Source organism: Mesorhizobium sp. RSR565B (assembly GCF_054719465.1).
This window is the reverse complement of the sequence record NZ_JBTTIE010000001.1, coordinates 4,774,648-4,789,969: the sequence shown is the minus strand read 5'-3', so window position 1 is coordinate 4,789,969 and position 15,322 is coordinate 4,774,648. Positions and strand designations below refer to the sequence as shown.

Annotated in this window: 11 protein-coding genes; 1 reads left to right on the top strand and 10 read right to left on the bottom strand. The window is 62.5% G+C overall.

The window, feature by feature from the left end:
* Positions 1-50: 50 nt before the first annotated feature.
* From ACYG9R_RS22955 to ACYG9R_RS22910, 10 genes are all read right to left on the bottom strand, one after another.
* Complete coding sequence (locus ACYG9R_RS22955; RefSeq protein WP_023823083.1) at positions 51-2,612, bottom strand: GcvT family protein; 2,562 nt, start codon at positions 2,610-2,612, stop codon at positions 51-53.
* 154 nt (positions 2,613-2,766) lie between these two features.
* Complete coding sequence (locus ACYG9R_RS22950; protein ID WP_023823084.1) at positions 2,767-3,522, bottom strand: FkbM family methyltransferase; 756 nt, start codon at positions 3,520-3,522, stop codon at positions 2,767-2,769.
* On the bottom strand, positions 3,519-4,745 hold the full coding sequence (locus ACYG9R_RS22945) for a glycosyltransferase 87 family protein (protein ID WP_023706096.1): 1,227 nt from the start codon (positions 4,743-4,745) through the stop codon (positions 3,519-3,521). Before ACYG9R_RS22945 ends, ACYG9R_RS22950 begins: the two co-directional genes overlap by 4 nt.
* Positions 4,746-4,778: 33 nt before the next feature.
* Positions 4,779-6,209: an aspartate aminotransferase family protein gene (locus tag ACYG9R_RS22940; RefSeq protein WP_245259874.1), complete on the bottom strand. Its 1,431-nt coding sequence runs from the start codon at positions 6,207-6,209 to the stop codon at positions 4,779-4,781.
* A gap of 67 nt (positions 6,210-6,276) precedes the next feature.
* Complete coding sequence (locus ACYG9R_RS22935; protein ID WP_023681794.1) at positions 6,277-7,284, bottom strand: NAD-dependent epimerase/dehydratase family protein; 1,008 nt, start codon at positions 7,282-7,284, stop codon at positions 6,277-6,279.
* Positions 7,281-7,724: an EamA family transporter gene (locus ACYG9R_RS22930; protein WP_023700340.1), complete on the bottom strand. Its 444-nt coding sequence runs from the start codon at positions 7,722-7,724 to the stop codon at positions 7,281-7,283. The genes ACYG9R_RS22935 and ACYG9R_RS22930 overlap by 4 nt, the downstream gene beginning before the upstream one ends.
* 124 nt (positions 7,725-7,848) lie before the next feature.
* Positions 7,849-9,201, bottom strand: a complete 1,353-nt coding sequence (locus ACYG9R_RS22925) for an FAD-binding oxidoreductase (RefSeq protein WP_023823085.1) — start codon at positions 9,199-9,201, stop codon at positions 7,849-7,851.
* 3 nt (positions 9,202-9,204) lie between these two features.
* Positions 9,205-10,638 (bottom strand): UbiA family prenyltransferase, encoded by a 1,434-nt coding sequence (locus tag ACYG9R_RS22920; RefSeq protein ID WP_023691000.1) that lies wholly within the window; start codon positions 10,636-10,638, stop codon positions 9,205-9,207.
* A 206-nt stretch (positions 10,639-10,844) separates the two neighbouring features.
* Positions 10,845-11,108, bottom strand: coding sequence for a hypothetical protein (locus ACYG9R_RS22915; RefSeq protein WP_023670370.1), 264 nt, complete (start codon positions 11,106-11,108; stop codon positions 10,845-10,847).
* A 144-nt stretch (positions 11,109-11,252) separates the two neighbouring features.
* Positions 11,253-13,742, bottom strand: coding sequence for a mechanosensitive ion channel family protein (locus ACYG9R_RS22910; protein WP_023700342.1), 2,490 nt, complete (start codon positions 13,740-13,742; stop codon positions 11,253-11,255).
* Between the two features lie 318 nt (positions 13,743-14,060).
* On the opposite strand from ACYG9R_RS22910, the gene ACYG9R_RS22905 reads away from it, so the two are divergent.
* Positions 14,061-15,320 (top strand): sarcosine oxidase subunit beta family protein, encoded by a 1,260-nt coding sequence (locus ACYG9R_RS22905; protein ID WP_023670368.1) that lies wholly within the window; start codon positions 14,061-14,063, stop codon positions 15,318-15,320.
* The last annotated feature ends 2 nt before the right edge of the window (positions 15,321-15,322 follow it).

The following is a 15,322-nucleotide window of genomic DNA, read 5'->3' as shown; positions in this document are numbered from 1 at the left end:
GCCCGGAGAGGTGCCGGGCTTTTCGATGTGTTGGTTGGAACCTATGACGCTCAACTCCGCGGTTTCAAATTCTCCGGATCGTAGAGCGGCTTGTAGCCGACGGCAGCCACCTCGACCGGGTAGGTCTCGCCGAAATATTCGATGGCGAACTTGCGGCCCTCCTGGGCATGGGCCCAGGGCAGATAGGCGAGGCCGATGTTCTTGCCGATGGTCGGGCCATAGGCCATCGATGTGGTGAAGGAGCGGCGGCCGAGTTCGTCGACCAGCGTCTCGCCGGTCTTCGGATCCATCACCGGCATGGTGCCGACGGGATAGCGGGCAACACCCTTCGAATCGACGTTTTCCGTCATCACCAGCGTGCACAGGATCGCCGGCTGGTGCTCGCGGGCGCGGTATTCGACATGTTTTGCCTTGCCGCAGAAATCGTTCTCCTTGACCTTCGGTCGGGCAAGGTCGGCCTCGAGCAGATTGTACTCGGTCAACAGGTCGGCGTTCTGCAGGCGCAGGCTCTTTTCCATGCGCCGGGTGTTGGCATAGGTCTCGACGCCGAACGGCATGACCCCGGTCGAGCGCAGCGCGTCCCAAACGGCCAGGCCGTCTTCGTAACGCATATGCAGTTCCCAGCCCTGCTCGCCGACATAAGAGATGCGGAAGGCGGTGACGTCCTTGCCGCCGATCCTGACCGGCTTGATCGCCGCGAACGGGAAGTTCTCGAGCGAGAGACCATCCGGATTTTCGACCACTTTCTGCAGCGTCGTGCGGGCGTTCGGTCCCCAGATGCCGATGGTGACATATTTTTCCGTCACGTCGGTGATGGTGACGTCAAAGCCTTTATCCTGCGCGGTGCGCTGCATGTAGCGGAAGTCGCGCGGACCGGCGTCGGCGCCGTCGATCAGCCGACAGCGGTCGGCCATGCGGATGACGGTGAAGTCGGCGCGCACCATGCCTTCCTCGTCGAGGAAGTGGGTGTAGATACCCTTGCCGATGTTGTTGTCGCCACCGATCTTGGCCGCACACAGCCACTCCAGCAGCGCGACATGGTCCGGCCCTTCGATGTCGTACATCGAGAAATGCGAGAGGTTGACGATGCCGCAATCCTCGCTCATCGCCAGGTGCTCGGCATTGGACACCCGCCAGAAATGGCGGTTGTCCCATTCGTTCTCACGTACGGGAACCCGGTTGCCATACTTCTCCAGCAGATGCTCGTTGGCGGCATAGCCATGCGCGCGCTCCCAACCGCCCAGCTCCATGAAGTAACCGCCAAGCTCCTTCTCGCGCTCCCAGAACGGCGAGCGGCGGATGTTGCGACCTTTGGAGAACGGCTCGCGCGGATGCACCGCCGGATTGTAGACCTTCATCGCCGTCTCGGTGCAACGATCCCAGATGAACTGCTCTTTCGTCTGGTGCGGATAGAAGCGCGCATAGTCGATGGCGTGATGGTCGATTTCCGTGCGGCCGTCCGTCATCCAGTCGGCGATCAGCTTGCCCATGCCGGGGCCGTCCTTGACCCAGATGGCGACGGCGTACCAGAGGCCCCTCACCTTCTGGCTCTCGCCCATGGACGGGCCGCCATCGGGGGTCACCTGCAACAGGCCGTTGAAGGAATGGCTTTCATTGTAGCCGAGTTCGCCCAGGATCGGCGTCAGCTCCATGGCGCGCTCAAGCGGCGCCAGGATCTGCTCCATGTCGAGATCGCGCTGCGACGGTGACAGCCGCGCCTGATCCTTTTCCAGCAAATCGCGCGGATGGCAGAGGCGCGGATTGGTCTCTTCGTAATAACCCCATTCGATCTGCCCACCCTCGGCGGTCCTGGGGTCGCCGGTGTCGCGCATATAGGCCGAATTACCCTGGTCGCGCAGCAGCGGCCAGCCGATCTCCTTGCCCGTGCCGGCAAACTCATTGTAGGGACCGAAGAAGGTCAGCGGATGGTCGATCGGCATGACCGGCAGGTCCTCGCCGACCATCTCGGCGATCAGCCGGCCCCAGATGCCGGCGCAGACGATGACATAATCGGCCATGATCGTGCCGCGGTCGGTAACGACGCCCTTGATGCGGCCTTCCTCGACGATGAGAGATTTGGCGGGCGTGTTGGCGAAGGATTTGAGTTTCCCCGTAGCTTCCGCCTGGTCGACCAGCTTGCCGGCGACGGTCTGCGAGCGCGGGATGACCAGGCCGGCGTCCGGATCCCACAGGCCGCCCTGCACCATGGACTCTTCGATCAGCGGGAATTTTTCCTTGATCTCGGCCGGTTCGATCAGCCGGGCGCGGGTGCCGAAGGATTTGGCCGAGGCGATCTTGCGCTTGATCTCGTCCATGCGGCTGTCGTCGCCGACGCGCGCCACTTCGAGGCCGCCGATGCGGGCATAATGGCCCATCTTTTCGTAGAAATCGATCGAGTAGAGCGTCGTCCAGCAGGACAAGAAGTCGTGGCTGGTGGTGTAGCAGAAGTCCGAGGCATGCGCCGTCGAGCCGATGTCGGTCGGGATGCCCGATTTGTCGATGCCGACAATGTCGGTCCAGCCGCGTTCGATCAGATGATGGGCGATCGACGCGCCGACAATGCCACCCAGGCCGACGATGACGACCTTCGCCTGTTTCGGAAACTCTGCCATTGCCGCGACTCCAAGGGGATAAAGCGGGCGTGTCCGCGCCCGTTCGAATGGCGCACAATATGCAGAGGACGTGGATGGAGCTACCGCCTGTTTGCGACACGTCGCAGATGCGACGCGACCCGGCGCGCCGGCGTGCCGCCAGTGGCGATCTATCTCAGGCGAAGGCCCAGATGTCCTCGGCCTGGAAGCCGACCTGATAGCCTGATGTCTTGAGCTTGACCACGACCTCGCCGATTTCAGCCGCCGGCAGCGCGCCGACCTCGACCTTGATCATGCCGGGGCGGTAGCGCTTGAGGTCGAGCTGTTCGAAGACGATCCAGTCGGCGCCCTCGCAATCGACCAGGAAGGCGTCGATATGCGTGATGCCGTTGCGGTCGAGCAGCGTCTGCAGCGTTTCCGACGTCACCTCGATATCCCTCACGTGCGGCGCGAACTTGTTGAAATTGGCGTCGTCCTCGCCCCAGGCATTCTTGCCCGACATCAGATTGGTGTCGGTGACCGACGAGCAGCCGATGAAATCGATCGGCAGCGTGCCGGCCTCGAGTGCCGCGGCATCGAAAGTGTGGACGGTGATCGTGCCCTTGGTCTTCGTCACCGCGACCGGTTCGATGACGAAGCGTTCCGTGTCGGGATAGTTGGCGCGCAACCGCTTCTGATTGTACGGGATCGGCTCGACCAGCACGGCCCGCGCCCGCGGAATGCGGTGCAGCCACGGCGTGACGTCGTCGAACAGCGCGCCGTCGCAAGCGCCGACATTGACCATCTGGAAGGCTTGCCCACCGCCAAACCGCGCCTTCAGCGCCGCCTTGGCCAGGAATTTCGTGCCACGCAACGCCGGCCCGCGATCGAGCAGGCCGGCGGGCAGGCCGAGCGAAAGGGCGATGCGCGCCAGCCCGGAAATGGAACTCATGGCTTACCTCCAGGTATGGCGATGGGCCGCCTTCCATTCAGGCTTGCCGACGCCCACAGCGCCATGATCGGGCCGACAAGCAAAAGGTAGGGCGGCAGAAGGTTCGGGAAGTAGATGCGGGTGTCGTGGATCGGAAAGACGGTGAATTTCGCCAGCACGCCGAGCACCAGTGCTGCAAGCAGGATGCCGGCGCGGCGATCGAGCCGGAAGCCGGCGCGGCCGAGCGCAAACCACGCGGCCAGCGCCAGAACCGAGACCCCGACCCAGCTGTTGATGCTGATAGCGCGAATGAAGGATGCGGCAAACGCCTTGAGATAGGCGCCAACCGAGAACGGCGGCTCGAAGCCATCCATATTGTAGTGCTGCTCGATGCTGGAGAACCACAGATGCGGCCACCAGCCGGGATGCTGGGCCCAGTGCGAAATCGCGAAATAGGCGACGAAGGACGCGGCAAAGCCGGCCAGCGCGCCCCACGCCCGCTGCCGGAAGACCAGCAGCAGCACGGCGAAAATGGCCAGGAACACGATGTTGTCCGGCCGCGCCATGAAGGCCAGGAAAAGCAGGACAGCGGTCGCTGCCTCGCGGCCGCGCACATAGGCAAGCAGCCCGCCGAGGAACAGCGCCGAGCACAACAGATCCGGGGTCGAGGCGCGTGCGGCATCGCCGAAATCGGCCATGATCAGCACCGCGCCGACCACAGGCGCCAGCGCAAGCGCGCCTTCGGTTCGCAGCCACAGCAGCGTGATCATCCCGAACAGCAGCACCGAGACCACCTGCAGCACCCGCATCGCCTCGACCGGCGACATCACCGAACTCATCGTCGACAGCATCTCGGCATAGAGAAACTTGATCCGGTACATGCCAAGCAGCGAGTGAAAGTCGGCGGCATTTTGCGCCATATGGCTGCGGAAGCCGCCGCCATCGTCTGTCAGCGCCTTGTAGTCGGCGGCCGAAACGCCGGCCTGGACCGTCCTGTAGGCATAGTCATGCAGCGCCTGGGCATCTGGGTAAGCGCCCTCCTCGGCGATTGTGAGATAAGGCAGCATGTCCCAATTGGCATCGGGCATCGTCCAGGCGGTAAACGCCGTCAGCAGGATATAGAGCGAAAACGCGATCGCGCCGATTGGCGCGGCCCATCGCGCATAAGTCCCCTCGCCCCACGCCAGAGCGGCCGCGGTCAGCCGGTCGAGTGTGTTTTGCGGGGCGGGAGACTTGCTCAGCATTGTCGGACTCGGGACTTCGCTCAACGGACTTCTTTAACGGACCTGGCTTTTGACGAAATCCTTCACGATCCCCACGATGCCGCGCGACAGCAGGCTATCGAAGGCATCGACGAAATGGTCGACATGCTCGCGCTGGCAGATCAGCGGCGGCTCGAGACGGATGACGTTGCGGTTGTATTCGGTGAAGGCGACGAGCACGTCATAGTCGCGCAGCAACAGCGCGCCGACGAAGCCCGACAGCGAGCCCTTCAGCTTGTCGTCGAGGACGCTGACGATCGGACGCAGCACCATCGGCAAGGTCTGCGAGAAGTCGTGGAACTCGAGCCCGACCATAAAGCCTTTGCCGCGCACATCCTTGATGATCTTCGGGTACTTCTCCTTCAGCGCCTGCAGGCGCTGCAGCAGATAGTCGCCGGTAGTGGCGGCGTTGTCGATCAGCCCCTCATCATAGAGCACGTTGATGCCCTCGATCGCGGTGACGCAGGCCTCGCCCATGCCGCCAAAGGTGGCCATGGCATGGATCATCGCCGTCTTCGGCGTGCCATAGGCCTTCATATAGACCTCGCGCCGGGCGATCATCGCGCCGACCGCCGCCTTGCCGGCGCCGAGCGATTTCGCCAGCGCCGTCACATCGGGCACGACGCCATAATGCTCGAAGGCATAGAAGCGTCCCGAACGGCCATAGCCGCACTGCACTTCGTCCGCCACCCACAGCACGCCATACTGGTCGCAGAGCACGCGCAATTTCTGCCAGTATTTGGCCGGCGCCTGGATGATGCCGCCGCCGCCCTGGATTGTCTCAAGCACGATGACGCCGACCTCCGGGTCGGAGCGGAACAGCCGCTCGACCGCTTCGATATCGGCGAACGGAATGCGAACGGTGTTCTCAGCCATCTTGAAGTCCGCGCGGTAGAGCTGGCCATCGGTAATGCCGAGCACGCCCTTGGTCTTGCCGTGGAAGGAATTCTCGGCATAGACGATTTTTGGCCTCTTAGGCCCGGCGGCGCGCTCGGCGAGCTTCACCGCCGCTTCCATCGCTTCCGAACCCGACGAGCCCAGAAACACCATGTCGAGATCGCCGGGCGAGCATTTGGCGATGTTGTGCGCAAGGGCCGATGCATATTGCGACATGAAGGCGATGGCGATTTCCTGGCGCTTCTCCTCCTGGAATTTGCGCCGGGCCTCCAGGATGCGCGGATGGTTGTGGCCGAAGGCCAGCGAACCGAAGCCGCCGAAGAAGTCGAGAATCTTGCGGCCGTTCTGGTCGATGTAGAACATGCCTTCGGCACGCTCGATCTTGATCTTGTGGAAGCCGAGCAGCTTCATGAAATGCAGCTGGCCCGGATTGAGATGCGCCTTGAACAAGTCGGTCATGCGCGCAACATCCATCGCCTTCGCCTGCTCGACGCTGATCAGGTCGGGCTTGGCGATGGCGGTAGGCGACAACGCCGGCGCGCCGACCATGGTGCGCGCGTTCGTCTGCTCAGGCTTGGCCATGACGGTCATTTCGGAGTTCTCCTGGTCGTCCCACCTATTCGGCGGGGACATGATTTGCGGTGACGGCAAGCCCGTCTTTCTTGGCGCGGTATTCGCTGTAGGCGGCGATCAGCATGTCCTCGTCGCGATATTGCGGCACCCAGCCGAGCTGGCGCTCGGCCTTGGATACGTCGAGCACGCACTCCTCATCGGCGATCAGATATTGTTCGGGATCCATGATCGGCATGTTCATGAGATCGAGCAGGTCGAGGGTGCGCTTGACCGCCCAGCCCGGCGTCGGGATCAGCAGCGATTTCGAGCCGGCATGCTTGATCAGGTCGCCCAGCAATTTCTTCACCGGCGGCGGATTGAGGGAGCCCAGATTATAGGCCTGGTTGGGCACGCCTGCCTTCCAGGCCGCGCGGGCAGCTTCCGCGCAATCGAACACCGAGATGAACTGATAGGGGTTCTTGCCCGAGCCGATCATCGGCACAGGAAAATTCCAGTCGATCAGTTTGAACAGCTTTTCCAGGATCCCGAGCCGGCCGGGACCGATGATCAGCCGCGGTCGAAAAAGCGAGATCGACATGCCGCGCTTGCGCCATTGCGCGGCGAGCTCCTCGGTCTTCTGCTTCGACCATCCATATTCGCCGAGCGGCGCGACCGGATGTTCCTCGGTCATCGGCTGGGTGACCGTATGGCCGTAGATCATGTCGGTGGTGTAGTGGACGAGCTTGGACGCGCCGGCCTTGTCCATCGCCTGCATGATGTGTTCGGTGCCATGGAAATTCACCGGAAAGAAGAAGTCGTGACGCTTGGCCCGCACCTGGATCGGCGACAGCATTTTGGCCGACAGGTTGTAGATCATGTCGTCGGCCTTCAATCCGATGTTGGCCACCGAGGCCGTATCCGTGACATCGCAGGTGACGAAGCGAACGTTGCGATAGTGCGTCAGGTCGCTCTTGACGATGTCGGCAACGACAACCTCTTCACCATCGGCCACAAGCTTCGGGGCAAGATGACGGCCGACGAAGCCGTCGCCGCCGAAAATAACATGTCTCATCGAACGATCTCGCTGGTCTTGTTGGGGATGATGGAAGCGGTTTGGTCGTCATGCCCGCGCCCGCCCAAGTCTCGACCGCTTTGCGCGATCAGCACGGTGCCGACGCAGATGAAGGCGATGCCGGCAATGCGCCAGGCATTGAGGTCCTCGCGGAAGATGAAATAGGCGAAGATCGCAACCGCGACATAGGCAAGGCTGAGGAACGGATACGCAAAGCTGAGCTCGACCTTGGACAGCACATAGAGATGCGAAGCCATCGAGATGACGAAGGTGCACAGGCCGAGAAACACCCATGGGCTGAAAACGACCTGCAACAGCCTCAACAGCGGATTGGTGCCTTCGAACGAAATCGGCCCGAGTGACATCATGCCTTGCTTCAGCATCAGCTGCGCGGCGGCATTGGTCATGACCGTGAACAGAATGAAGACGATGTATTTCATATTTTGCACCCGCCACTCGCAACGGTCGTATTACGAACCTGCAAACATTTCATGAAGTCACGACAATGCTTTGAGTAAACCACGGAAATTACGATCTATTCACCATGACTTATTCGGATTGTACCTATTCAGCTGCCTCGACACGCCCTGGCCGGACGTTGAGCTTTTTCGCCGTCCGCAGCCAGAAACTGGACACGAACGCCGGGTCGCGCAGCGCTTCAAGCCGCTGCCAATTCGGGAAGGAGGCCGCGAAAGTATCAGCGCCCATGCGCGCATCCTTGTACGGGTTGACCGCGCCGCCGGCCGCGACCGTGATGCCGTCGAGTTCGCTGAGCAGGGCCAGCGTCCTGTCGCCGCGATTGGGGAAATCCAGCGTCAACGTGAAGCCTGGCCGCGGAAAAGACAGCAGCCCCGGCGAGCGGATCGAGCCGAAGCGCTTCAACACGGTGACGAAAGAGCCCTGCCCGGCCCGTCGCGCCGCCTCGAGCAGCGCCGGCACGGTCTGGCGCGCGACATTTTCCGGCACCAAGCTCTGGTGCTGGTAGAGACCTTTCGGGCCATACAGCCGATTCCAGTCGCCGACACCATCAAGCGGAAAGAAAAAGCCCTGGTAGCCGGTTTGGCTCGGCCCCGGCGAGCGCCCCTTCTTCCACCGATAGGCGGCGTTGAAGGCGGTGAGGAACGGCCGGTTGAGCACATTGAACGGCGGCTGGAACGGCACTGAAAAACGGGAGCCGGCGCGAGACGCCGCATGCGAGCCATACTCGGCATGATTGCCTGTCAACAACAGGCCGCGCCCGCGGCCATGGCCGCCGGCAAGCTGGTCGATCCAGGCGACGGCATATTCATTGGCCTGGTCGGCGGCCTCGGCCAGTTCGAAGAATTCGCCGAGATCGGCAAACCGCGTTACCTTCTCGGCGATATCGAGCGAATGCACCCGCATCAGCCGGATCGAGGCCGACAGGATCAGGCCGGTCAGCCCCATGCCGCCGATCGTCGCCGCAAACAGCCTTGCATTGTCGGTTGCCGAGCAGGTGTAGGTCCGCCCGTCCGAGCGCAGCAGCGTGAACGACTCGACATGGCAGCCAAAGGTGCCGCGCCGGTGATGGTTCTTGCCATGGACGTCATTGGCGATCGCGCCGCCAAGGGTGACGAACTGGGTGCCTGGGACGACAGTCGGAAAGAAACCGTAAGGTGCAGTGTGCGCAATGATATCGGAGAGGAACACGCCGGCCTCCGCCTCGAGCAGGCCGGTCTCGGCATTGAAGGCGCCGATGCGGTTCAGCGGCCGCATGTCCACGACCGCACCTGGCCCGTTCTGGCAGGAATCACCGTAGGAGCGGCCATTGCCATAGGCGAGCAGAGCGTTCTTTGTCGCCTTGCCGCTTCGCATCAGCGCGATGGCATCGTCGACCCCGATGGCTCGCTTTGCGGCCGGCGTGGCGAGGCCAAAACTCCGGTACCGTTCGCCGGCCATGCCCTACCAGCCTCCCGCGACCAGAAGGGCGGCGCCGATCACCACGACGATCTGGCTTCGCCAGTCGCGAATGATGAAGATGACCGGATCATCATTCATCTCGTTGCGGCGCGCCAGGATCCAGACCCGCATGGTCAAATACAGCACGATCGGCGCCAGCGGCCAGACCAGCCTGGGATGCGGATAGAGTTCGCGCACGGAGACGCTGTCCATGTAGAGCGCCAGCACCAGCGCCGAGGAGAAGGCCGACGCCATGCCCGCCTGGGCGACGATCTCCTGATCTTCGATGCGGTAGCCGCGACCGGCAATGCGCTCGCCCACCGGAATGGCTGTGGTGCGCAGTTCGACATAGCGCTTCACCAGCGCCAGCGACAGGAAGAAGAAAATCGAGAAGGCGAGCAGCCAGAACGAGACTTCGACCCCGGTCGCCGCAGCACCTGCCAGCACACGCACTGTGTAGAGCCCCGCCAGCGTCAGTACGTCGGCCAGGAGCATGCGCTTGAACGACAGCGAATAGGCTGTGGTCACCACCAGATAGCCGGCGAGCACGCCCAGGAACTCGATCGGCAACAGAAGCCCGGCGGCGATGCCGATCGTCAGCAGAGCGGCCATCGCGCCGAGACCGAACGGTATCGACAGCGCGCCGCTGGCGAAAGGCCGGTTGCGTTTGGTCGGGTGCTTGCGGTCAAGCGCAAGGTCGAAGAAATCGTTGAGGATGTAGATGGCGGAAGCCACGGCGCTGAAGGAGACGAACGCCAGCAGGCATTGCCAGATCATGTTGATGTTGAAGTATTCATGCGACAGCACCATCGGCACCGCTATCAGCGAATTCTTCAGCCACTGATGCACCCGCAGCATCTTGACGAATGTCTTCAATGTCCTTTTCGGCGCCGGCATCCTTTCGGCGCTATGCGCGGCCTGCCAGCGCCTCGCATGGCGGTCGGGCGCCACGACGATGGCGTTGCGTGCGGCTCCGAAAACCTTGAGGTCGTGCCGGCTGTTGCCGGCATAGTCGAAACCGCCGTCGCCATAGGCGGCGATGAGCGCGTCGCGCTTGCGGCCCGAGGTCATGTTGTGGGGACCGTCGGTCGCCAGCACATAGTCGAAGACGCCCAGATGCGCGGCGATCGCCTCGGCGAACTTGCGTGGCGTACCGGTCGCCAGCACGATCTTGCGTCCGTCGCTATGGTCGGCGCGCAGCCGCTGCAGCAGCGCTTCGCGATAGGGCAGCGAGGCCGGATCGATGTCGATGCGGTCTGCGATCGCTTGTTTCAGCCGCGCCGGGCCGGCGGCCAGCCAGAACGGAACCAGGAAAACATAGAGCGGATTCTTCTTGAGCAGGATGAACAGGCCTTCCCAAAGAAGATCGGTCGCAATCAGCGTGCCGTCGAGGTCGACCGCAAGCGGGATTGCGTTCTTGTCCGACCGCGCATCCATGTCCGTTCTGCCCTATTCATAACCGGTTGCGCCGTGTTTCGGCGTCTTCGCACCGGTATAGCGGCGGAACGGCGTATTGAACGTTAAAACGCACGGTTGCAGCCGGTAGGCGCCACGATATTTCCCGCGTCATTGTTAAGCAATCGCTACCGCGAACAATAAAAGGCCGGGCATTGCCCGGCCTCTACTACATCTGCCTGCCGACTTTACTTGATGCGGGCAACGCCACCCGAGATTTCGACCGTTTCCGAGCCGGTCAGGGCCTCGAGGTCACCATTGGGCAAGGTGACAAAACAGCCGTTCGGGCAGAATTCCACGGTTTCGCCAGCGGCCAGCGCCAACTCCGTCTTGCCGCCGCCTTCCGTCACGATCAGCGTACGGGTCTCAGCATCCTTGTTGACCGCGCTGGCGGCAAAGGCCGAGCCACTCGCTGCGGTAAGAGCGATGGCGACGACGAGCGACTTCCACATTTTGCAATATCGGTGTTTCCACACCGCCTCTGTTGCATTTCGCAAGGCATTCTCGCCTTTGCATGTGAGCTTATATGAGATGCAAGCTGAACCGCAACTGAATGCCGCATTCATGCCGCAATCGGTTTGGGAGGAGCTTGGGGCCTAGCTGGGATCGGGTTTGCGGGCCTTGCGACCAGTTTTGGCCAGCCGCTTCGCCTCGGTGGCGGCTCTGGCCTCCGCCTGCTCCTTCTCGGCGAACTCGACTTCGATCTTGTCGTCGTCGATCGGCCATGCGTCGGTCTGCTTGACCTTGACCTCGGCGCGCGGCGTCGAGGGGATTTCTATGTGCTCGGCGTCAAAAGCATCGAGAACGGCAAAGCGGATATCGTTCTGAACGATGGCGCCGTTCAGCACATCGGCCAGGAACACGCGGATCTCGAACTCGAGTGCTGCCGGCCCGAAATTGGTGAACAGCACGAAGGGTTCCGGGTTCTTCAGCACCAGCGCATGGCCGCGCGCAATCTCAAGCAGGACCGCGTGTACCCGCTTGACGTCGCTGCCATAGGCGACCCCGACCTTGATCTCCACACGTCCGAGCTTGTTGCGGTGCGTCCAGTTGCCGACGGCGTTGTTGATGAGGTTCGAATTGGGCAGGATCACCGATTGCCGCTGGAAGGTCTCGATTTCGGTGGCGCGCACGCTGATCTTCTTGACCGTGCCTGATGTGTCGCCGGCGACGATCCAGTCGCCGACCTTGAACGGCCGCTCGGCGAGAAGGATCAGGCCCGACACGAAGTTGGACACGACATTCTGCAGGCCAAAGCCGATACCCAGCGAGAGTGCGCCGGCAACGAGCGCCAAATTGGAAAGATCGATGCCCGCCGCCGAGATGCCGACCAGGCCGGCGAGCGCGACGCCGGCATAGCCGACCGCCAGCCGGATCGAGTTGCGCACGCCGGTATCGACCTTGCCGCGAGCCATAACCGAGCCGTCGAGCCAGCCCTGGAACCAGCGGGTCAGGAAATAGCCGATGATGAAGACGACGATGCCGGTGAGGATGCCGGTGACCGAAATCGTCACCGAACCGACGGTGACGCCTGTCGCCAATTTATAGCCCCAGGCCTGGATATCGCCGGGCTGGAAGCCCCACATCAACAGGATCAGCGGCAGGAACACCAGCACGATCATCAGGTTGATGGCGACGCTGACGACGAGGCCGAGTTGGTCGAGCGCGGTGTCCTCATAGCTGGAATTGGTCTTCAGCCAGCGCCCGATGGACGTGCCGGCGAAACCACCCTCCTCGCCGATCTCGCGCGCCGACAGGAAGCCGATATAGGCGGTGAGCAGGATGGTGCCAGTGACCACGACCTGCAACGAGACGAAGATGGCAAGACCGATATAGCCGAACAGCGCCGCCGCAATCGTGAACAGGCCGAGCGCGACACAGGTGTAGCGCAGCCAGGCCGGCCAGCGGCGCCAGCGCCCAGCGACGTCCTTGTAAGGCTTCAGCAGCGCCATCAGGATCAGGATGACCCCGACGATCACGGTGGCGACAAAACTCCTGGCCACCGTCAGCGACAGAGGCGAGCCCATCTTGTCGTTGACGATCGACAGGAAATTGTTGATGCCGATGACGACTGCCATGGCCGTCGTCAGCCGCACCAGCCAACGCGCCGGGCCGGTCTCGACCTGGATCAGACGCCAGTTCGGCATGCTGGGCGACAGAGCCGCATTGGTCAGGCGGTTGACACAGAACACTATGGCGATGACGGCTGCCAGAGCGTTGAGGAACACGCCTATGTCGCCGCGCAGCACATTGTAGTAGTTGTACAGGAACACCGTCGAGGCGAGGAAGGCGCTGACCGCCAGCGTCGGCAGCAAGGTCGACCAGAACGCCACCGACAGGCGACTGAGATACGTCGGATCTTCAACCGACGCGTCGGGCTCGAAGATGCGCCCAAACAGGCGGCGCCCACCGACCAGAAGCACCACGGCCAACGCAAGCGCCATGAGGGTCGCCGCGAGCATCGCCTGGAACTTGAACTTGAAGGCAAAGCTCAGCCACGACGACACCGCCCTGTAAAAATTGGCGTATTCGTCCCTTGCGTCGGAAAACACCTGCGGGCTCAGTGCATCGGACAGCACATAGCGCTTGGTTAGGCCGCTGCGAAACAGCTCGCTGCGCATATTACCGATCTTCTCGATCAGCGAATTGATGCGAATCGACAGGTTCTGCGCCCCGGCGATGACGGCGTTGATCTCCGCCTTTTCCGACGCCAGCGCCTGGCGCTCGCCGGTCACGATGTCCGGTTCAGGGGGCTGTCCGGCAGCCGGCGGGGCGCCAAGCTGCTCGAGCCTCGAATTGATCTCTCCCAGCCGCGAACGAAACGCCAGCGCGCTGTTCAGCGCACCGCGCGACAGCTCTTCCAGCTGCAGGCGGATCTCGACGAGGGTGGTGTCGTCGACGCCGTCCTCCTGGACTTTCTTCTCCAGAGCGTCGGTTTTCGTCGTCAAACCCTGCAGGATTTTCTGCTGGTCGGCGACCAGCCCGGCAGGCGCCTGGCCCAGCCCCTGCGCCATCGCGCCGAACGAATGCGGCGCCAAGGCAACGAGCGCGAGGACCAGGATCAGGCGAAAGAAGCGAAAAAGCATAATGGTGGCGACTCAAAGGGCGGCAAGGCCGCTTCTAAAGCGGTCCTTGATAGAGACGCTCATCCCGTGGAGCAAGTCGTGGCGAAGTCATGACAGTTGGGCGCCTTGCGGGAGTCGGCCAGTCGAAAAGCCATGGCGCAATCTTGGCTTTGCGCCCGCCGCCTGCTCTATAGTCTGCCGCATCGCACCCGAGCCGGATGGCTTCAGGTCTGTTGGACCTGAAATCATCCGGCTCTACAAATCAAAGATATAGAGCATGATGTCGTCCGAAAACCGCTTCACACTTTTCGGCATCATGCTCTAGGGATGACATGAAGAATGGCGGAATATTCAGCCCTTTCGCTTCTCACGAACGCGCTCAAGGGAAACAAGGACTGGAAGCCGGCCTGGCGCAAGCCCGACCCCAAGGCTTCCTATGACGTCATCATCATCGGTGGCGGCGGCCACGGCCTGTCGACGGCGTACTATCTGGCCAAGGAGCACGGCATCACCAATGTCGCGGTGCTGGAAAAGGGCTGGCTGGGTTCCGGCAATGTCGGCCGTAACACCACGGCGGTGCGCTCCAACTACCTTTTGCCGTCCAACACCCGCTTCTACGAACATTCGATGAAGATGTGGGAGAACCTTTCGCACGACCTCAACTACAACGTCATGTTCTCGCAGCGCGGCTGCCTGAATCTGGCTCACACGCCGGGCCAGTTCGACGACTTGGCAAGGCGCGGCAACGCCATGCGCCATCTCGGCGTCGATGCCGAGCTGATGAGCACCGCCGAGATCGCGCGCCTGGTCCCGGCGCTGGACATGTCGGCCTCCGCGCGCTTTCCCATCGTCGGCGGCCTGATGCAGCCGCGCGCCGGCACCGCCCGTCACGATGCGGTTGCCTGGGGCTATGCCCGCGGCGCCGACCGACGCGGCGTCGACATCGTCGAGAATTGCGAGGTCACCGGCTTCCTGCGCGACGGCGACCGCATCACCGGCGTGCAAACGACGCGCGGAGAGATCCGCGGCAAGAAAGTTGCCGTGGCCGTTGCCGGCAGCACCGGACGGGTGATGCAGCTTGCCGGCATCGACAGGATGCCGATCGAGAGCCATGTGCTGCAGGCCTTCGTCACCGAATCGCTGAAACCTTTCGTCGACACGGTGCTGACCTTCGGCATGGGTCATTTCTACATGTCGCAGTCCGACAAGGGCGGCCTCGTCTACGGCGGTGACATCGACGGCTACAACAGCTACGCTCAGCGCGGCAACCTGCCCATCGTCGATGAGGTGATGAGCGAGATGCTGGCGCTGTTTCCCGGCCTTGCGCGTGTACGCATGCTGCGCTCATGGGGCGGCGTCTGCGACATGTCGATGGACGGTTCGCCGATCATCACCACCGGCCCGCTGCCGGGCATGTATCTCAATTGCGGCTGGTGCTATGGCGGCTTCAAGGCGACGCCGGCCTCGGGCTGGTGCTTCGCATACACCATCGCCAAGGACGAACCGCACGCGTTCAACGCGCCGTTCACGCTCGACCGTTTTTATCGCGGCCTAGTGATTGACGACAAGGGCCAGGGCGCAACGCCCCGGCTGCATTAGGG